Origin of the sequence: Sphingomonas sp. MMS24-J13 (assembly GCF_044905095.1) — a bacterium.
GTDB lineage: Bacteria > Pseudomonadota > Alphaproteobacteria > Sphingomonadales > Sphingomonadaceae > Sphingomonas_I.
Genome location: NZ_CP173258.1, coordinates 4,480,996 through 4,498,927, shown reverse-complemented (window position 1 = coordinate 4,498,927; position 17,932 = coordinate 4,480,996). Strand labels below are relative to the sequence as shown.

General features: G+C 64.9%; 20 protein-coding genes. 6 read left to right on the top strand and 14 right to left on the bottom strand.

The window, feature by feature from the left end:
• Window positions 1–107 precede the first annotated feature (107 nt).
• The 4 genes from zapE to AB4Z44_RS21040 form a co-directional block, all read right to left on the bottom strand.
• Window positions 108–1,220 carry a cell division protein ZapE gene (zapE, locus tag AB4Z44_RS21055; RefSeq protein ID WP_404711604.1) on the bottom strand — a complete coding sequence of 371 codons (1,113 nt, stop codon included), beginning with the start codon at window positions 1,218–1,220 and terminating at the stop codon, window positions 108–110.
• Between the two features lie 10 nt (window positions 1,221–1,230).
• Window positions 1,231–2,016 carry a succinate dehydrogenase iron-sulfur subunit gene (locus AB4Z44_RS21050; RefSeq protein WP_404711603.1) on the bottom strand — a complete coding sequence of 262 codons (786 nt, stop codon included), beginning with the start codon at window positions 2,014–2,016 and terminating at the stop codon, window positions 1,231–1,233.
• Window positions 2,017–2,224: 208 nt separating this feature from the next.
• A complete protein-coding gene (locus AB4Z44_RS21045) occupies window positions 2,225–3,220 on the bottom strand; it encodes a C13 family peptidase (RefSeq protein WP_404711602.1) in 996 nt (331 codons plus the stop codon).
• A 49-nt stretch (window positions 3,221–3,269) separates the two neighbouring features.
• The gene (locus AB4Z44_RS21040; RefSeq protein ID WP_404711601.1) at window positions 3,270–3,725 is read right to left on the bottom strand and encodes a GFA family protein; all 456 of its coding nucleotides are present in this window, start codon (window positions 3,723–3,725) and stop codon (window positions 3,270–3,272) included.
• A gap of 147 nt (window positions 3,726–3,872) precedes the next feature.
• On the opposite strand from AB4Z44_RS21040, the gene AB4Z44_RS21035 reads away from it, so the two are divergent.
• Together AB4Z44_RS21035 and AB4Z44_RS21030 are read left to right on the top strand one after the other, a co-directional pair.
• The gene (locus AB4Z44_RS21035) at window positions 3,873–5,006 is read left to right on the top strand and encodes an acyltransferase family protein (protein WP_404711600.1); all 1,134 of its coding nucleotides are present in this window, start codon (window positions 3,873–3,875) and stop codon (window positions 5,004–5,006) included.
• 117 nt (window positions 5,007–5,123) lie between these two features.
• Window positions 5,124–6,272, top strand: coding sequence for an alpha-hydroxy acid oxidase (locus AB4Z44_RS21030; RefSeq protein WP_404711599.1), 1,149 nt, complete (start codon window positions 5,124–5,126; stop codon window positions 6,270–6,272).
• Window positions 6,273–6,306: 34 nt separating this feature from the next.
• Here AB4Z44_RS21030 and murJ read toward each other — a convergent pair whose 3' ends face one another.
• Window positions 6,307–7,869, bottom strand: a complete 1,563-nt coding sequence (gene murJ / locus AB4Z44_RS21025; RefSeq protein WP_404711598.1) for a murein biosynthesis integral membrane protein MurJ — start codon at window positions 7,867–7,869, stop codon at window positions 6,307–6,309.
• Between the two features lie 27 nt (window positions 7,870–7,896).
• Entirely contained in the window at window positions 7,897–8,400 is a 504-nt protein-coding gene (secB, locus tag AB4Z44_RS21020; protein ID WP_404711597.1) for a protein-export chaperone SecB, read from the bottom strand.
• A gap of 222 nt (window positions 8,401–8,622) precedes the next feature.
• On the opposite strand from secB, the gene AB4Z44_RS21015 reads away from it, so the two are divergent.
• Genes AB4Z44_RS21015 through AB4Z44_RS21005 form a run of 3 tightly spaced genes read left to right on the top strand, consistent with a single transcriptional unit; the run spans window position 8,623 to window position 11,127 of the window.
• Entirely contained in the window at window positions 8,623–9,270 is a 648-nt protein-coding gene (locus AB4Z44_RS21015; RefSeq protein ID WP_404711596.1) for a Tim44/TimA family putative adaptor protein, read from the top strand.
• Between the two features lie 8 nt (window positions 9,271–9,278).
• Window positions 9,279–10,601 carry a murein transglycosylase A gene (locus tag AB4Z44_RS21010; protein ID WP_404711595.1) on the top strand — a complete coding sequence of 441 codons (1,323 nt, stop codon included), beginning with the start codon at window positions 9,279–9,281 and terminating at the stop codon, window positions 10,599–10,601.
• A 34-nt stretch (window positions 10,602–10,635) separates the two neighbouring features.
• Entirely contained in the window at window positions 10,636–11,127 is a 492-nt protein-coding gene (locus tag AB4Z44_RS21005; RefSeq protein ID WP_404711594.1) for a Smr/MutS family protein, read from the top strand.
• Here AB4Z44_RS21005 and dapE read toward each other — a convergent pair.
• A complete protein-coding gene (gene dapE / locus AB4Z44_RS21000; RefSeq protein WP_404711593.1) occupies window positions 11,105–12,226 on the bottom strand; it encodes a succinyl-diaminopimelate desuccinylase in 1,122 nt (373 codons plus the stop codon). The two genes, AB4Z44_RS21005 and dapE, sit on opposite strands and share 23 nt — an antisense overlap.
• A gap of 36 nt (window positions 12,227–12,262) precedes the next feature.
• Window positions 12,263–12,931 (bottom strand): glutathione S-transferase family protein, encoded by a 669-nt coding sequence (locus tag AB4Z44_RS20995; protein ID WP_404711592.1) that lies wholly within the window; start codon window positions 12,929–12,931, stop codon window positions 12,263–12,265.
• A gap of 124 nt (window positions 12,932–13,055) precedes the next feature.
• Here AB4Z44_RS20995 and AB4Z44_RS20990 point away from each other — a divergent pair, with 124 nt between their 5' ends.
• Entirely contained in the window at window positions 13,056–14,294 is a 1,239-nt protein-coding gene (locus AB4Z44_RS20990) for a hypothetical protein (RefSeq protein WP_404711591.1), read from the top strand.
• 94 nt (window positions 14,295–14,388) lie between these two features.
• On the opposite strand, the gene yihA is transcribed toward AB4Z44_RS20990, so the two are convergent.
• The 6 genes from yihA to AB4Z44_RS20960 all read right to left on the bottom strand — a co-directional run bounded on the left by yihA (window position 14,389) and on the right by AB4Z44_RS20960 (window position 17,869).
• Window positions 14,389–15,054 (bottom strand): ribosome biogenesis GTP-binding protein YihA/YsxC, encoded by a 666-nt coding sequence (gene yihA / locus AB4Z44_RS20985; protein ID WP_404711590.1) that lies wholly within the window; start codon window positions 15,052–15,054, stop codon window positions 14,389–14,391.
• On the bottom strand, window positions 15,051–16,781 hold the full coding sequence (gene yidC / locus AB4Z44_RS20980) for a membrane protein insertase YidC (protein WP_404711589.1): 1,731 nt from the start codon (window positions 16,779–16,781) through the stop codon (window positions 15,051–15,053). Before yidC ends, yihA begins: the two co-directional genes overlap by 4 nt.
• Before the next feature lie 22 nt (window positions 16,782–16,803).
• Window positions 16,804–17,016 carry a membrane protein insertion efficiency factor YidD gene (yidD, locus tag AB4Z44_RS20975; protein ID WP_404711588.1) on the bottom strand — a complete coding sequence of 71 codons (213 nt, stop codon included), beginning with the start codon at window positions 17,014–17,016 and terminating at the stop codon, window positions 16,804–16,806.
• A complete protein-coding gene (gene rnpA, locus AB4Z44_RS20970) occupies window positions 17,013–17,279 on the bottom strand; it encodes a ribonuclease P protein component (protein WP_404711587.1) in 267 nt (88 codons plus the stop codon). The genes yidD and rnpA overlap by 4 nt, the downstream gene beginning before the upstream one ends.
• Window positions 17,280–17,356: 77 nt before the next feature.
• A complete protein-coding gene (rpmH, locus tag AB4Z44_RS20965; protein WP_404711586.1) occupies window positions 17,357–17,491 on the bottom strand; it encodes a 50S ribosomal protein L34 in 135 nt (44 codons plus the stop codon).
• 90 nt (window positions 17,492–17,581) lie between these two features.
• The gene (locus AB4Z44_RS20960; RefSeq protein ID WP_404711585.1) at window positions 17,582–17,869 is read right to left on the bottom strand and encodes a hypothetical protein; all 288 of its coding nucleotides are present in this window, start codon (window positions 17,867–17,869) and stop codon (window positions 17,582–17,584) included.
• Window positions 17,870–17,932 lie beyond the last annotated feature (63 nt).

The following is a 17,932-nucleotide window of genomic DNA, read 5'->3' as shown; positions in this document are numbered from 1 at the left end:
GCTCCTGCATTAAAGATCGAAGAAGGACGGCCTTCGAAAAACGCCTTGGGCAAATGCCGCTATAGCCTTGCGTTCGTGGCAAGACCAACTCCGTCCGTCACATGCGCTCAGTGCTGCCCGTGCCCCTCGGCCAGATAATCGGCGGACTGCATTTCCATCAGCCGCGATACCGTGCGTTCGAATTCGAACGCGCCGTCACCCTGCGGGTAAAGATCGCCAGGTTCGGCCGCCGCGGTCACGAGCAGCTTTACCTTATGCTCATAGAGCGTGTCGATCAGCACCTTGAAGCGCGCCGCCTCGTTGCGTTTGTCGGGTCCCATCAGCGGAATGCCGACGATGATGACCGTATGGAACGCACGCGCGATCGCGAGATAATCGGCCGCGCCACGCGGTTCCCCGCACAGCCGCTTGAACGAGAAGACGGCAACACCCTTGAGTGCCTTGGGCACGTGCAGCGTCCGACCACCCTGTACCGCCAGATCGAGCGATGGCACGTTGGCGCGATCCTCCGGCGGATAATCGGTCAGGCGGAAGAAAGCGGCGCTCACCGCCCGCGTCGCGACGTCGCCGAGCGGATAATACCATGTGGGGACGCCGCCCAGCCGCTCGAGCCTATAATCGATCGGCCCGTCGAGCGTCATCACGTCGAGCCGCGTCTCGATCAGATCGATGAAGGGCAGGAAGAGCGACCGGTTGATCCCTTCCTTGTACAGATCCTTGGGCGGCCGGTTCGATGTGGTGACGAGCGTCGTGCCGGCATCGAGGATGGCGGTGAACAGCCGGCTCATGATCGCGGCATCGGCGGTATTGTTGATCACCATTTCGTCGAAGGCGAGCAGATGCGCGTCGGCGGCTATGGCGCGCGCGACGGGTGTGATCGGCGCGCCTGCTTCCTTCGATCGCTCGACCCGCAGCCGATCGTGCACCTCCAGCATGAATTCGTGGAAGTGGACACGGCGCTTGGCCTTCACGTTCACACAGCCGAAGAACAGGTCCATCAGCATCGACTTACCGCGACCGACCCCGCCCCACAGATAGAGGCCGCGCACCGGATCGGGCTTGCGACCGAGCATGCGCCACAGCACGCTGCCGCGCGTCGGCACCTGCTCCAGCTCGCGCGCGATGCGATCGAGCCGCCCGGCGATGCTCGCCTGCGCGGCATCGGGCTTCAATTCTCCGGCGGCGACGAGCCGCTGATAACGCGCGAGGACAGTGGTCATTCGAAGCGGATCAGAGCTGGCGCTCAATCTCCATCTTCTTGATCTCGGCGATGGCGCGCGCCGGGCTCAACCCCTTGGGGCAGACGTTCGCGCAATTCATGATCGTATGGCAGCGATAGAGGCGGAACGGATCCTCCAGCTCGTCGAGCCGCTCGCCGGTCATCTCGTCGCGGCTGTCGGCAAGCCAGCGATACGCCTGGAGCAGGATCGCCGGCCCGAGGAACTTGTCGCTGTTCCACCAATAGCTGGGACACGAAGTCGAGCAACAGGCGCACAGGATACACTCGTATAGGCCGTCGAGCTTCGCACGATCCTCGGGGGACTGCAGCCGCTCCTTGGCCGAAGGCTCGGGCGTCACCGTCTGCAGCCATGGCTTGATCGAGGCGTATTGCGCGTAGAAATGGGTGAAATCGGGGACGAGATCCTTGATCACGTCCATGTGCGGCAGGGGCGTGATGCGCACTTCACCCTTCACGTCCTCGATCGCGGTAGTGCAGGCGAGGCCGTTCTTGCCGTCGATATTCATCGAGCATGAGCCGCAAATGCCCTCGCGGCACGAGCGGCGGAAGGTCAGGGTCGAATCGACCTCGTTCTTGATCTTGATCAGCGCGTCGAGCACCATCGGCCCGGTCTGATCCAGATCGAGCTCGAACGTATCGTAGCGCGGATTCTCGCCGCCCTCGGGATCGTAGCGGTAGATCTTGAAACGGCGCTTTCGCGTCGCCTCGGGGGCCGCCGCATGCTTGCGCGACTTGCCAGTGATGCGGGAATTCTTGGGAAGCGCAAACTCGGCCATCATCTATCCACTGTCAGCTGGTCAGCTGTGGGGGCAGAAACGCTCCGGGCTGCCGGAACGGATCAGCTTGGTGTAGGCGGCCGCCATAGACTGTGCAGCTGCAGAATCGCTAGTGGAGATTGAGGCTCCTGCATCCCTGACCCGATCTTCCGCACATTTTTCTGCCGACATCCGCCTGTCCAGGCCGGCCGGAAGGTGCGAATCGCCGTCAATGGTTGTTGCGCTGGGCGTCTTCGAGCGCGGCGACCGCCGGCTTGCCGACCGGATCGGTGGGCGTAGACGGCATCCGCCTCTCCAGCGTGGCCAGCCAGGCCGGCGGCTCGGCGGGCATGGCAATCTGCGGGAGCGAGGGAATCATGCGGCCCTGCGCTTCCCAGTTGCCGACCATCGTGCGCGCCTCATTGAAAGCGGTGCTGATCGGCTGCGGTTGACGCAGCGCATGGTTGATCATCGCGTCGCCGAAAAAGGTCCAGTCATTTTCCGATACGCAACCGAACGATGTGCGATCGGAGGACGCCGCGGTGATCACGACCGAAAAGTCGTTCGCCAGGATCGGCGCGAACACACCCGAGAAGCAGGCGCTGATGATCACCAGCCGGTTCTTGATCTGCAGTTCGCCGAGGGTGGACCACAGCCACGACGGCGAGATCGCGCCATAGCCCTGATCGCCGTCGCTATAGACGATGCCGAACGGTGCGCCGTGGCTGGTCGTGTAGAGCACCAGCACGTCCTGATCGAGGTTCATCAATTCGGCGACACGCGCCAGCGCCGCCGAAAGATTGGCGGGCGACCCCATCGGCAGATCGTCAGGCGTGCCGAGACCGCTCGGCCCAGCGAGTACGATTGTGTGGCCTGCCGCATCGTAACGACGGGCAAGTACCCGGCCCGCCTCGCGTGCCTCGCGCGCGAACACCGGATCGCTGTCGAGCGCGACCGAAACGACGAAGGCGTTGATCATGCCTTTCCGACCGGGCTGGAGCCCCTTCAGTACGGCATCGAGCTTGCGATGCTGCGCCAAGGCCCAGCCGACCGCCCGATCGCGCTCGAGCTGAGTCGCGCCATTGGCCTGGGTGGAGGCGTCGGGCATGGCTGAAAAGAGCGGCGATGCCACCGTGTGGGGCGCCTGGGCGGCGGCCTGTATCGCGCGAGCCAGCAGCGCTACCCCGACCAAGGCTCTAAGATATCGCCCGATTCGTCCTGCCATGCCTTTCCCCCACCACATGGATAGCGGGCGCGAGGCTGGAGAAAAATAGTCAGTTCGACGCTTCGGCGGCTTTCGCCGCCGCGATCTCCTGGCGGACGGGCATCCCATCGTGGCTCGGCAGATCGGGATCGAAGCGATCCCACGCCGCCGCATCCTTGCGATAGATCACGCTTTGCGGACTGACCGCGCTCGGATCGTCGAGCGAGCCCGCCTGGATCATGATGACCGGCCCCGGCAGCGTGCCAGACGTGTAAAGCCGCCCGCCGCACGTCCCGCAAAAATGGCGCGTCACGTCGCCGCCGGTATCGCCATGGTTGGTGTAGGTCGTGGGGCTGCCGGTCAGCGCGAGCTGATCGCGATGGATGCCGACGATCGTGGTGTGGCCGGTGCCGGTCGCCTTCTGACAATCCTTGCAGGCGCATTGACTGACGAACAGGATCGGCGGGCTCAGCCGATACCGTATGGCACCGCACAGGCACCCACCCTCAAGCACATCCTCCGTCATTCGATCCCTCCTGACTCTTCTTCCGAAACGGCGTCCGGACGCATGGTCCTGTGTTGGTAACGCACATATTATCGTCCGTCTCGGCTATTGGGGTTTGCGTCCAAACCTGTGTAAGGACGAGGGCAATCTTAGGGGGACATGCTGCCGATGCGCCTGTTGGTACCGGCGGATACCGCGACACTGCGCCGGAACAATTTCGATGCCATCCGGCTTACGATGGCGCTGCTGGTGGTGTGGTCGCATTCGTTCGCCTTATGGTTCGGCGACGAAAGGGACGAATGGCTGTCGCGTCTGACCGCTGGCGTTTACAACAGCGGTAACATCGGCGTCCTCGCCTTTTTCGCGATCAGCGGTTTCCTCATTACCTTGAGCTGGGAGCGCTCGGCTGGCGCGATCGCCTACCTCAAACGGCGCGTCTTGCGCATCTACCCCGGCTATCTGGTGGCTATCACGCTCTGCTCGCTCGTGATCGTCCCCGCATTTTCGTCGCGCCATTTCGGATATCTCACGCCAGCCGAGTGGCGCGGCATGGTCGGCAATCTTCTGCTCCGCAATTACATCATCCCATCGGATGCTTTCCATGGCAGTGCGGTCAACGGATCGCTCTGGAGCATTCCCTACGAATTCTGGTGCTATCTCGGCGTCCTCGCACTGGGTATGGCCGGGTTGATCCGGTGGCGGGCAATTTATCCGCTGCTGGCGGTGGCAGTCATCCTCGTCCGCGCATGGCTGGACATGACCGGCCGGCGCCCGGCTGGCGGTATGCTCGAGCCCATTATCGGTTTCGCTTATTTCTGGTTCAACGTCTTACCGCCCTTCCTGCTTGGGGGGGCCGCCTGGCTGTTCAGGGATCGCTTGCCGCGCAGCGGATGGTTGGCGATGGCCTTAATCGTCGCCACGATCGCCGTCTCGCATCTGCCGCTGGCGGATCCCCTGCGCACCGTGATCACGCGGACCTTGTTGCCGCCAACCCTCGTCTACGGGGTGCTCTATCTGGCGTTCGAGCCGCGAATACCGGCCCACGGTGCCGCAAGCTTCGGCGATTTCTCTTATGGCTGCTATCTCTACGCTTTCCCTATCCAGCGGATGTTGGCGGCGAGCCTGAAAGGCGTCATCCCGTTCTGGTCGTTCGTGCTTTTGGCGATGCTGCTGTCGCTGACGGCTGGCGTCGCAAGCTGGTATCTGGTGGAGCGATGGTTTCTGCCGCGCGCCAGGCGCCAGCACGATCGCAAGCGGAACAGCCTGCCGTTGCAGGAAGAAGCGGCCATCGTCGCCCCCTGATCAACGATCGATTTACCCTGCGCAGGCATCAAGACCGTGCCGCTTTATAATAGTACGACCGCGTCGGGAGGTTGCAGAGCTATGGCGGCCGCGGTCGGTCGTCGCTAACAAACAGCCATGCGCCTGACCGATTGCCACAATGTCGAGGATTTCCGCCGGCTCGCCCAGAAGCGGCTACCTTACCCGGTATTCCATTATATCGACGGCGCGGCCGACGACGAGGCGACCAAACGCCGCAACACCGATGCCTTCGCGGATTGCGATCTCGTCCCCAACGTACTCGCCGGCGTCGAGTCCATCGACATGCGCACCACGGTCATGGGCCGCGAACTGGCGATGCCCTTGTTCCTGTCGCCGACCGCGCTGCAGCGACTGTTCCACTGGCAGGGCGAGCGCGCTGTGGCGCGCGTGGCGGAGAGGTTTGGAACCTTCTTCGGCATTTCCAGTCTCGGCACGGTCAGCGTCGAGGAGATCGGACGCACCATCAACACGCCCAAGATGTTCCAGCTCTACATCCATAAGGACAAAGGGCTGAACCGCGCGCTGATCGACATGTGCAAGGCGGCGAAGTTCGATGCGATCGCGCTGACGGTCGATACGATCGTCTCGGGCAATCGCGAGCGCTGCCTGCGCACCGGCTTCACCTCTCCGCCCAAGCTTACCCCGCGATCGGCAGTAAGCTTTGCCGCGCATCCGAAGTGGACGCTCGATTATCTGTTCCGCGAGCCGTTCAACCTGCCCAACCTCAGCGGCCATGTCGCCGAGGGCACCAACGTCGCGCTGTCGATCGCCGACTATTTCAACAAGATGCTCGATCAGTCGATGGACTGGAAAATGGCCGAGCAGATCCGCGCCGATTGGGGCGGGGAATTCTGTCTGAAGGGCATCATGTCGGTCGCCGATGCGCGCCGCGCGGTCGATATCGGGGCCACCGCGATCATGGTCTCGAATCATGGCGGCCGGCAACTCGACGGCAGCCGCGCGCCATTCGATCAGCTCGCCGAGATCGTCGATGCGGTCGGCGACAAGATCGACGTGATCCTCGACGGTGGGGTGCGGCGCGGCAGCCATGTCCTCAAGGCGCTCTCGGTCGGGGCCAAGGCGGTGTCGGGCGGCCGGCTCTATCTCTACGCGCTTGCCGCCGCGGGCGAGCCCGGGGTCGATCGCATCGTCGGCAAGCTGCGCGACGAGATCGAACGCGGCATGAAGCTGATGGGCGCGCGCAAGGTCAGCGATCTGACCCGGGAAAATCTGCGCTGGCGGTAGACGCTGCCCCCGTCCTGGCCGGGGCAAGTCGCCCCTACCGCCGCCGGCTTAACTGCGCCTTGATCTCCGCCGGGCGGAACGCGCCGAGCGCGATGGCGCCGCCGAAATAGACGATCATTCCCGCCGCCATCAGCCCGCCCAACCACAGGCCGCGCTCGAACAGGCCGCGGCCCATATGCGAATCGACGAGCGGGCTGGCGAAGGCGAGCAATATGCCCATCGCCACCGTCGCGGTGGTCAGCTTGAGCGTGCTGTGGCGCAGGCGCTCGTCGCTCGCGAAATGACCGCGCTTGTGCAGGGTCCAGTAGAGCAGTCCCGCATTTACCCACGCCGACAACGCGGTCGACAGCGCCAGCCCGACGTGGCGCAACGGCCAGATCAGCACCAGATTCATCGCCAGGTTGGCGAGCATCGCCACCAAAGCGATCCGCACCGGTGTCTTCATGTCCTGCCGGGCGTAGAAACCGGGCACGAGCACCTTGATCAGGACATAGGCCGGCAGCCCGATCGAGTAGGCCGCGAGCGCTTGCGCGCTGGCGATCGTATCGGCGGGCCCGAACACACCATGCTGGAGCAATGCGCGGATGATCGGGGTCGCCGCCAGCATCAACGCGACGGTAGCGGGCAGGGTCAGTACCAAGACCAGCTCGATCGCGCGATTCTGGGTGGTATTGGCGGCCGACACATTACCGGAGCCGATCTGGCGCGACAGGCTGGGCAACATCGCCGTGCCCACCCCGATTCCGATCAGTCCCAGCGGCAGCTGGTTCAGCCGATCGGCATAATAAAGATAGGAGACCGACCCTTGCGGCAGGAAGCGCGCCGCCAGGCTGGTCGAGATGAGCTGGTTGAACTGGACCGCACCTGCGCCGAGCGCGGCCGGCCAGATCATCCACAACAGCTCACGCACCTGCGGATTGAGGCGCGGCCGGCGGAACCTGAGGCTCGTGCCGGCGCGCGCGCACGACCAAGCCAGCCAGGCGAGTTGCGCCACGCCCGACACCGTCACCGATATCGCTTGCGTATAAGCGGTTTCGATCGGCGTATGGCCGCGGAAGAAGACGAGCCCGATGATCATGCAGATGTTGAGCAGGATCGGCGCGGCCGCATTGACCCAGAAGCGATCGATCGAATTGAGGATGCCGCCGAGCAGCGATACCAGGCTGATCAGCGCCAGATAGGGGAATGTGATCCGGGTCAGCGCAACCGTCAGCGCGAACTTGTCCGGCCCGCCATCGGGAAACCCGCCGGTCATCGCCCACACGATCGGCGCGGTCGCGACCATCATCACGATCGTGAAGACGACCAGGAACGGGAACAGGATCGCAAGCACCTGTTCGGCGAAGACGAGCGCCGCCGGCAGCCCCCCATCTTCGCGCGCGATCTCGCGATTGAACATCGGCACGAATGCAGAGGCGAACGCGCCCTCCGAAAAAAGCGCGCGGAACAGATTGGGCAGCCGCCAGGCGATCAGGAAGGCGTCGTTGGCGAGACCTGCGCCAACGAAATTCGCCATCAGCATATCACGCACGAAACCGGCGACTCGGCTTACCAGAGTCAGGCCGCCGATCGTGAAGGTATTGCGGAGCAGGCTCATGCGGTCAGGGCTGCCGCCGGACCAACATCACGCCTGGCCGGCGGGCTCGCTCGTCGCCAGGCCGTTCGCCTGCTGCACCTGCTGCAGGTACATCGCGCCGAAATCGATCGGATCGAGCAGCATCGGCGGGAAATTGCCGTCGCGCACGACCTCGGCGATGATCCGCCGGGCGAAGGGGAAAAGCAGGCGCGGGGCCTCGGCATAGAGAAACGGGTGAAGCTGATCGTCCGGCACGTTGCGCACGCCGAACAGCCCGGCATAAAGCAGCTCGACGGCGAAGGCGGTCACATCGTTTTCGCCGATCGCGCGAACCTCAACCTTCATCGCGACTTCGTGGACGTCCTCCGCCACCGGCGTCGCGCCGACATTCATCTGGACGTCGAACTGGGGCTGGATCTGCGCCTGATAAATACCCGGCGCGTTCGGGTTCTCGAACGACAGATCCTTCACATATTGCGCGATCAGGCCGATCTGCGGCGCGGTGTCGGCGCCATTGGCCACCGGGTTAAGATCATACTCGTTCTCGGCCATGATTCTGCTTATCCTGAATGTCTTGGAAAGGCCGTGGCGTCGGCCCGGACCGCCAGCCCGCTAGCATTGGCAGGACGGCGGAGCAATCCGCAAGCCGATCAACACAAGGTTGTCCGGGGTGGAACCAGGAGCCATGCGCCATCGTATAGTGTTTGGGCTTGCGTGTTTGCAGAAAGGGCCCGGCGCCCTATATGTAAGGATGCCAAGTTTTCTGGAGGCAGGGTGACTACGCTGATCATACTCGCCATGGTGTTCGTCTTTGTCGCGCTCCGGCTGTGGAGCGTGCTCGGACGGCGCACGGGCCATGAACAGCCGATCGCCAAGCCCGATGCGGTGCTGGCGCCACGCACCGTGCCGCACACCGCCCCCCAGACCGACCCCCAGTTGCTGATCGCGCAAGAGAGCGCGACCTCGCCCGGTGCTGCCATCGGGTTGCGCGCGATCGCCGCCGCCGAGCCGCAATTCGACACGGGACGCTTCATCGACGGCGCCAAGCAGGCTTATGGCATGATTCTCGAGGCTTTCTGGCGTGGCGACATGGAAGCGCTCAACGAAATGGTCGATCCCGAGGTTGCCGGCGCGTTCCGGCAAGCGATCGCCGATCGCGAGGCGGCGGGCGAAAAGCTCGACAACCGGCTCGTCTCGATCGAGCAGGCGCAGATCGAGGATGCCAGCGTCGAGGGGCAGAATGCGCATATTCGCATCCGCTTCGAGGCCGACGTCGCTGCGGTGACGCGCGATCGCGACGGCAATGTCGTCGCCGGCTCGCTGAGCGACGCGGTGCCGACCCATGACGTGTGGACCTTCAGCCGTGTGCTCAAGTCGCGCGATCCGAACTGGGTGTTGACCGAGACCGACGAAGCGGCCTGAGCGAGTTTATGCGGGGGCCGTTCCGCGCCGGGCTTGCGCTGGCGTTGACCCTGGCCGTCGCCGCCTGCGTCGGTCCGCCGAAGCGGGCCCCCGTCAGCCATCGACCGCCGCCACATCGCGCGTCCCCCGCACCGAGGCCGCAGCCCAAGCCGCAGCCGCCGGCGCCTCCGCCTCCGAAGAATGCCGTCGATCTCGGCGTCTCAAACGGGCCGCCGGTATCGTCGCTCGATTTGTCGACCGATACCGCGAGCGCCGCGCGTAGCGCCTTCCTGAGCTCGTGCCGCGTGCTGACGCGCCGCAACGACGCAAGCAAGCTCACGCGGCCGTCCGACTGGCTACCCGCCTGCACCGCGGCGGCGGCCTCCGACAGCGACCCCGTGCTGTTCTTCCAGCAGCAGTTCGAAACCGCGATCGTGGGATCGGGCGCGACCTACGATACCGGCTATTACGAGCCCGAGATCCAGGGATCGCGCACCCATGATCCGGGCTATGACACCCCGGTCTATCGCCGCCCGCCCGATCTGGTCGAGATCGATCCAGGCATTGCTGCAGGCCGTACCGCGACCGGCAAGAAGCAGCGCGGGCGGATGCAGAACGGGCAACTCGTACCCTATTACGAGCGTGCCGAGATCGATAATGGCGCGCTCGCCAACCAGGATCTCGAAATCGCCTGGGCGCAGGATCCGGTCGAATTGTTCTTCCTCGAGATCCAGGGATCGGGCCGGCTGCGCCTGTCCGACGGCACGATCATGCGGATCGGCTATGACGGCCAGAACGGGCGGGACTATGTCGGCATCGGCAAGTGGATGCGCGATCAGGGGATGATCGGCGGCACGACCGGCTATGCGACATCGATGCAGGGCATCATGCAGTGGCTGCGCGATCATCCCGATCAGGCAGCGGGCGTGATGCAGCAGAACAAGAGCTATGTCTTCTTCCGCGAACTGACTGGCCCGGGCCCGATCGGCGCGCTCGGGGTTCCGGTGGTGGGACATGTAAGCATCGCGGCCGATCCCAATTTCACCCCGCTCGGCGCGCCAGTCTGGATCTCGGCCGATCGGCCCGAGGTGACCGGCCTATGGGTCGCACAGGATTCCGGGGGTGCGATCCGCGGACCCAACCGCTTCGATACATTCTGGGGCGCCGGCGTGCTGGCACGGATTACGGCGGGCGGCATGTCGGCGCGCGGTCAGGCACTGATTCTCGTACCGCGCGGGACGATGGCGCGACTTGCTGCGCCCAAGGCAGGGCTCACCGCTACACCGGCATCGCCGCCGGCCCCAGCGATTGCTTCGTCGCCCGCCAATGTCTCGCAACCGTCTCACCGCTGAGGAGCGCGCGCTCTGGGCGCGCGTCGCGGCGACGGTGACACCGTTGGCCGGACGCGAAGCTGTTTCACCCCTCGATCGTCTTCCCGCCGAAGGTTCGGTTCTCTTGAAGCAAGAGAGCGCTCCGATCGTGCGAGACCCCGCCCTTCGTTGGGGTGACGTCAAAAAAGTGAAGGCGGCCGCCCCGCCCGCCGACACGCTCGACGGAGGCTGGGATCGCCGGCTGCGACGCGGCATGGTTTTGCCCGACCGCACGATCGATCTACACGGGCATACACTCGCCACCGCACACGACGCCCTCGATCATGCACTCGCGCGCGCAGTCGCGGACGAGGTCCGGGTACTGCTGGTCGTCACCGGCAAGCCACGACCGGACGATCGAAAACGCGGGCTGATTCGCGCCAATATCGGCAACTGGATCGCGCACTCGGGGCATTCGAGCCGCATCGCCGCCGTCCGCAATGCCCACCCGCGCCATGGTGGCGCCGGCGCGCTCTATCTCATCTTCAGGCGCAAACGCGACGGATGATCGCGGCGTAGATATCTGTCAGCGCGTGGAGATCGGCCAGCGCGACCGCCTCATCAAGCTTGTGCATCGTCGCGTTGAGCAACCCGAACTCCACTGTGGGCGCCAGCTTCGAGAGAAAGCGGGCATCGGACGTGCCGCCGCTGGTGGAGAGTTCGGGTGTGACGCCGGTGACCGCGGCGATCGCATCCGAGACCAAGGTCGAAAAGTCGCCCGGCGGCGTCAGGAATGCCTCGCCCGATATCGTTGCCCGTACCGTCGCCCTGGGCGACTCGTCGGCTACGATCCCGCGCACGCGCTCGACCAGCGCCTCGCCCCGCTGGAGATCGTTGAAGCGTATATTGAGCCGTGCGCCGGCGCGGCCGGGAATGATATTGGTGGCGCCGTTGCCGACATCGATGTCGGTCACCTCCAGATTGGAAGGCTGGAACCAGTCGGTCCCCTCATCCAGCGTCAGCGCGCAGAGCCGATCGAGCATCCGCGCGAGCGGGCGAATCGGATTGTCCGCCAGATGTGGATAAGCGACATGGCCCTGCGTGCCGGGCACCTCGATCCACATATTGACCGATCCGCGCCGGCCGATCTTGATCGTATCGCCCAGCCGCGCCGACGAAGTCGGCTCGCCGACCAGGATGAGGTCGGGCTGGAGGTCCTGCCCCTTCATCCATTCGATCAGCGCGACGGTGCCGTGCGTGGCAGGGCCCTCCTCATCGCCGGTGATGATCAGCGCGATCGTGCCGGTATGCTCAGGTATCCGGGCGGCCGCCGCCACGAAGGCGGCGATCCCGCCCTTCATGTCGACCGCGCCGCGCCCGTAGAGCAGATCGCCGCGTATCTCGGGCGTGAAGGCGCCACCGCTCCAGCCATCGCCCGGGGGCACGACATCGGTGTGTCCGGCAAAGGCAAAGAACGGCGCGCCGGCGCCCCGCGTGGCGTAAAGATTGTGGACGGGCCCATCGGGCGCCTCGCCGTCGAGAAAGCGGTAGACGGTAAACCCGATGCTTTCGAGCGCTTCGGCGAGCACGTCCTGCGCTCCGGCGTCAGCCGGCGTGACGCTGGGGCACGTGATGAGGCGCCGGGTGAGGTCGACAGGATCGATCAAGACAAATTCCTCCCCGTTCCGGAAAGGATTTTCAGGTCACCCTGCAACGGGCTGCTCGAATTTCTCGATGACCCAGGGCTCGTCCTGCGCGGCCTCGATCCATTCGCGCACGAACGGATGCTTGAGCACGGCCGAACCATAAGTGGCAGCGAAACGCGGAATCGGGATCGAGTAGGTAAAGAAGCGCGTCACCACCGGCGCAAACATGATGTCGGCCGCCGACCATTGCCCGAACAGGAAATCGCCCCCCGTGCCCCAGCGCGCGCGGGCCTGCGCCCACAAAGTGACGATCCGCTGGATGTCGGCCGTAGCGGCCTCGCTGATCGGCTGGGGCGGGAACTGCCGGCGGATATTCATGCTGTACTCGCGGCGGAGCGCCACGAAGCTCGAATGCATCTCGGCTGCCATCGATCGGGCCATCGCGCGCGCAGCCTCGTCCTCGGGCCAGAATGGCGCGCGGCCGACCTTGTCGGCGAGATAATCGATGATCGCCAGGCTGTCCCACACGACCGCCTCGCCATCCCACAGGATCGGCACCTTGCCCGACGACGGCGCGAACTCCGCACCCTCCCGCCGCCTGTCCCATTCCTCGTCGTAAAGCGGCACGACCGCCTCCTCGAACGGCAGGCCCGATTGCTTGACGGCAAGCCAGCCGCGCATCGACCAGGAGGAATAAGCCTTGTTGCCGATGAAGAGCTTGAGCATGGCGCTTCCGATAGTCGGCGACGCGGGGCAGGACAACCCGAGCGAACCCGGAGTGAACCATGTGGCGCGCCTGCCACAATCATGGTAGAAAGCGTGCCTAACTCTTCCGGGGAAGAAGGATCTTATGGGCGAAGCCAGCTTCGGGCTGTGGCGATCGCAAGGTGCACAAGCATCTGGATCGGCAGCCTTCCTGTTTTTCGGTGAACTATTCCTGATCCCTCACCTGCTGCCGATCGCGACCGCACTGGCGCGAACGCCCGATTCGCCGCGCATCACCTTGTTCGTGATCACGACGATTCATGAAGAGATCATCCGCGACGCGGTCGAGCGGCTCGGGCTTACGGAAAAGGTGCGGATCCGCCGCGCGCTGGGCTTCCGTCATTTCCCTGCCGGCTGCCGCGACATGCCCGATCTGCCACCCAAATTGCTCGTGCTCGCGCTCAACGCGCCCGCGATCCTGCGCCATGACGTGGCCGTGGTGGCGGAGCGGACCAGCCTTTGGCTGCCGCGCGTAGCGCGCCGGCTGGGGGCGAATTTCATCTACAACGAACATGGCGCGGCGCCGCACGCCAATTTCGGCACGGTACGCAATCGCTTCGCGACGCGTATCCTGATGCCGGGTGCGGGCATGGCGCAACGCGTGCGGGACAGCGGGCATGCGGACGCCCCGATCGAACTGGTCGGTTATATCAAGCGCGATTTCATTCGCGAGATCTCGGGCACCGGCACCCTGCCGCCGTTCAAGGAAAAACGCCCGACGGTGGTCTATGTGCCCCATTGGCTTCAGGGCAAATCAAGCTGGTGGGCGATGGGCGAGCAGGTGCTCGATCATTTTGCGCGATCGAAAACGCATAACCTCATCCTGGCCCCGCATATTCGCCTGCCCGAAGTGGATCCCGAATTCGCGTCCACGATTCGCCCTTATCTGCGCTCCCCCAACATCCATATCGATTCGGGATCGTTCCGGCTGATCGACCAGAGCTATATCAACGGCGCGGACATCTATCTGGGCGACGGTTCGAGCCAGGTGGTCGAGTTCGCCGAGCACCCCCGCCCTGCCATCTTCCTCAACCCCGACCATGTCGACTGGCGCACCGATCCGCGCTTCAGCCATTGGACGATGGGCGACGTGATCGGCGACATCGCCGATCTGGATGGCGCACTGGCGGCTGCGCCCGCCGCGATCGAGCGTTACGCCCCGATCCAGCGCGCTTATGTCGAGCGTATGATGGGCGCCGATGACGGCCTCTCCAGCGAACGGGCCGCCGCTGTGGTGCTGGAGGTGATCGCCGAGCGGCAGAGGCGTCATGGCTGGGTGCCCCTGCAGTCGCGTGCCGCGGCGGAGGTGACGGCGCGGGCATGACCCGTCGCCTCTGCGAAGGCAGAGGCCTATCGCGCTATCCGCGGTGGCCTCACATACGAGAGACATGCGCCCCTGCTTTCACAGGGGCGACGGGTTAGATCGTCGCCGCCTCGAGGATCGCGGCTCTCAATTCGGGGATTCCCATTCCCTTCTCGCTCGACGTGGTGATGATGTCGGGATGCGCGGCCGGGTGCTTGCGCGCTTCCGCCGCGGTGACGGCCTTGACCTTTTCCAGCTCGCTCGCCTTGATCTTGTCGGCCTTGGTCAGGACGATGCGGTACGAGACGGCCGCCTTGTCGAGCATCTCCATGACCTCGCCATCGACCGGTTTGGGCCCGTGGCGGCTGTCAATGAGCACAAGCGCGCGCTTGAGTGTCGCGCGGCCGCGCAGATAATCGTTCACCAGGAAACGCCACTTGCGGACGATATCCTTGGGCGCCTCGGCAAAGCCGTAACCGGGCATGTCGACCAGCCGTATCGTCGCGGGATCGCCGACCTCGAAGAAATTCAGCTCCTGAGTACGGCCGGGCGTATTCGATGTCCGCGCGAGCGAGTTGCGATTGCACAGTGCATTGAGCAGCGACGATTTGCCGACGTTCGACCGGCCGGCAAAGGCGATCTCCGGGATGTCGGCCGGCGGCAGGAAATCCAGGCTCGGCGCAGACTTCAGGAAGCCGATCGGCCCCGAGAACAGCTTGCGCGCCGCCTCGATCAGCTCGGCTGCGCCTTCGTCGTCCTGGTGGCTGTCGCGATCGATCATGTCTTTGGTACCGGATCCCGCATCCCCGGCGTGCGCCGGTAGAGGAACTGCTGCTGCGCGAGGCTCAGCAGGTTGTTCATGACGTAATAGACCTGCAAGCCGGCGGCGAGCGGGGCGAAGAACAGCATCATCATCCACGGCATGAACATCATCACCTGCTGCTGCGCCGGATCGGCCGCGGGTGGGCTCATCTTCATCTGCAGCCACATCGTGATGCCGAGGCAGATGGCGAGCACGCCGATATGCAGGAATGAAGGCGGATCGAACGGCAGATAGCCGAACAGGTTGAGCGGGGTCAGCGGATCGGGTGCGGACAGATCGCGGATCCACAGCACGAACGGCTGATGGCGCATCTCGATCGACAGCATCAGCACCTTGTAGAGCGCGATGAAGATCGGCATCTGGATGAAGATCGGCAGACAGCCCGCCAGCGGGTTCACCTTCTCCGCCTGATACAGCTTCATCATCTCCTGCTGGAGCGTCGGCTTGTCGTCCTTGTGGCGCTCCTGCAGCGCCTTCATCTTGGGCTGGACGCGGCGCATCGAGGCCATCGAGGCGAACTGGCGCTGCGCGACCGGGAACAGCAAGGCGCGCACGACGCAGGTCAGCAGGATGATCGCCACGCCGAAATTGCCGACATGGTGGAACAGCCAGTCGAGCAGGCTGAAGATCGGCTTTTCGAACCAGACGAACCAGCCCCAGTCGATCGCGCGATCGAAGTAAGGAATGCCCGCGCGCTCATAGGCATCGAGCACCGAGACTTCCTTGGCGCCGGCGAAGAAGCGGCTCGTCACCGCGCTCACCTTGCCGGGTGCGACCACGACCGGCTGGCCGGCATAATCGGCCTGATAGCGCTTGTCGCCCGCCGGGGCGAAGCGGGCGGCGACCTGCTGCCCGCTCGGCGGCACCAGAGCGGTCAGCCAATATTTGTCGCCGAAGCCGAGCCAGCCGTTGCTGGTGCTATAATCATTGACCCCGGCCCGCGCCGACGTGCCGGTCGCACGGGCGAAGAATCCCGGCTCCTTGCCGTCGAGATTGTCGAAGCCGACATCGTAATTGGCGCCCTTGCCGAAGGCCCCGATCGGGCCGGTATGCAAGGTCCAGGTCGAGATATCGGGCGATGCGCCGAGGCGACTGATGAGCCCATAGGATTTGAGCGCGACCGCGCCCGAACCGCTATTGGCAACCGTCTGACGCACCGTGAACAGATAGTTCGCGTCGATCGCGATCATGAGCTCGAACGCCTGACCCTGACCGTTATTCCAGCGCAGGGTCACCGGATGGCCGGGCGAAAGCTGCGTGCTGTCGGCGGTCCAGACCGTATCGGCACCGGGCAAAGCCACGCCGTCGCCCGACCAGCCGAAGGTCGCGAAATAGGCGCCCGGGGTGCCGTTGGGCGAGAGCAACCGCACCGGCGGCGAATTCTTCGCGATCGTCTCGCGATGATCGAGCAGCACCAGATCGTCGATCCGCGCGCCCTTCAGGTTGATCGATCCGGCCACGCGCGGCGTGGCGATCGTGACGCGCGGCGAATCCTTCAGCACCGCCGCACGATCGCGCACGATGGCAGGCGCGCTCGGCAACGGCTGCGCGGCAGGCACCGGCACCGGCTTGCCCTTCACCACCTCGGTCGTCTGCGGGAAATAACGCTCGGAAATCAGCGTCCAGCCCACGAAGACGAGCACCGAAAGCACGATGGCCAGGATCAGGTTGCGCTGGTTTTGCACGTCTTGTTCTTAACCTTGGGGATCAGGGGACCGGATCGATGCCGCACCCGCCCCAGGGGTGGCATCGCAATAATCTTTTGAGTGCCAACCAGGAGCCGGCGAGCGCCCCATAGCGCGACCAGGCCTCGATCGCATAGGCCGAGCATGAGGGCGAATAACGGCATGTCGGCGGCAAGACGCGCGAGGGGCCGATCTGCCACAGTCGGGCGAGCAGGATCAGCGGCCGCGCGATCATCGTGCCGCCTTGGCGAGCGCCTTGCGCAGCTCCGAATCGAGCGCCGCATAATCGCGCTCGATCCCGCCGGCGCGTCCGATCAGCACATGATCCGCGCCCGCGATGCCGATGGTGGGAAGATGCGCCCGCGCGAGTTCGCGGAAGCGACGCTTCATGCGGTTGCGAATCACCGCATTGCCGATCTTCTTGGTGACCGTGAAGCCGACGCCGACGGTCGAATCGCCATCGCCGCGCGGGCGCACGAGCAGGACGAATCCCGGCATCGGCACCCGGCGCGCATTGTTGGCAGCCAGGAAATCAGCGCGGCGGGTGAGCTGCCGCAGCGTGAGCGGGGTGTCGCTCAGGCAGAGAGCTTGGCGCGGCCGCGCGCGCGGCGGGCAGCAAGCACCTTGCGGCCGCCGACCGTGGCGGTGCGGGCGCGGAAGCCGTGCCGGCGCTTGCGCACGAGGTTGCTCGGCTGAAAGGTCCGCTTCATCGGTATCGTCCTCGGATATCAAATGCAAAAGGCCGCCGAACGAGCGGCGGCCGGTAAGGGGTGCGCCTCTAGGCAAATCGGCCCCGAAAGTCAATCGGGCTGGACTGCACGCGCCTTGTGGAGCGCGTGCCGGCGCAGCGCGCTCGCGCGGCGCATCACCCTGTCGCACCCATGACCGAGCTTGGGGTAGCGCCGTTTGAGGGCAACATAGCGCCGTTTGGCCCAGGCCGAATTGCGCAGCAGCAGGATCACGCCGGCCGCGAAGACGAAGATGCCCCCCGGCCCGGGCAGCACGCCGACCACCGGCGCGAGCGCCATCAGCAGCCAGCCGAGCGACATCAGCGGGATCCGCCACGGCGAAGAGGGGGGTGCCGGCATACTCATGGACTCCAGATGCGTACGGTGTGTTACATGTACAAGACCCCTCCCGACCCTTTTCGA

Coding starts and splice junctions, on each gene's coding strand:
- secB (WP_404711597.1), bottom strand. CDS start 8,400: ATGGCCGAGAACGAGTATGATCTTAACCCGGTGGCCAATGGCGCCGAC.
- AB4Z44_RS20990 (WP_404711591.1), top strand. CDS start 13,056: ATGGGCGAAGCCAGCTTCGGGCTGTGGCGATCGCAAGGTGCACAAGCA.
- rnpA (WP_404711587.1), bottom strand. CDS start 17,279: ATGCCGGGATTCGTCCTGCTCGTGCGCCCGCGCGGCGATGGCGATTCG.
- murJ (WP_404711598.1), bottom strand. CDS start 7,869: ATGAGCCTGCTCCGCAATACCTTCACGATCGGCGGCCTGACTCTGGTA.
- yihA (WP_404711590.1), bottom strand. CDS start 15,054: ATGATCGATCGCGACAGCCACCAGGACGACGAAGGCGCAGCCGAGCTG.
- AB4Z44_RS21040 (WP_404711601.1), bottom strand. CDS start 3,725: ATGACGGAGGATGTGCTTGAGGGTGGGTGCCTGTGCGGTGCCATACGG.
- zapE (WP_404711604.1), bottom strand. CDS start 1,220: ATGACCACTGTCCTCGCGCGTTATCAGCGGCTCGTCGCCGCCGGAGAA.
- AB4Z44_RS21045 (WP_404711602.1), bottom strand. CDS start 3,220: ATGGCAGGACGAATCGGGCGATATCTTAGAGCCTTGGTCGGGGTAGCG.
- yidD (WP_404711588.1), bottom strand. CDS start 17,016: ATGATCGCGCGGCCGCTGATCCTGCTCGCCCGACTGTGGCAGATCGGC.
- AB4Z44_RS21050 (WP_404711603.1), bottom strand. CDS start 2,016: ATGGCCGAGTTTGCGCTTCCCAAGAATTCCCGCATCACTGGCAAGTCG.
- AB4Z44_RS21010 (WP_404711595.1), top strand. CDS start 9,279: ATGCGGGGGCCGTTCCGCGCCGGGCTTGCGCTGGCGTTGACCCTGGCC.
- AB4Z44_RS21030 (WP_404711599.1), top strand. CDS start 5,124: ATGCGCCTGACCGATTGCCACAATGTCGAGGATTTCCGCCGGCTCGCC.
- AB4Z44_RS20995 (WP_404711592.1), bottom strand. CDS start 12,931: ATGCTCAAGCTCTTCATCGGCAACAAGGCTTATTCCTCCTGGTCGATG.
- rpmH (WP_404711586.1), bottom strand. CDS start 17,491: ATGAAGCGGACCTTTCAGCCGAGCAACCTCGTGCGCAAGCGCCGGCAC.
- AB4Z44_RS20960 (WP_404711585.1), bottom strand. CDS start 17,869: ATGCCGGCACCCCCCTCTTCGCCGTGGCGGATCCCGCTGATGTCGCTC.
- AB4Z44_RS21035 (WP_404711600.1), top strand. CDS start 3,873: ATGCGCCTGTTGGTACCGGCGGATACCGCGACACTGCGCCGGAACAAT.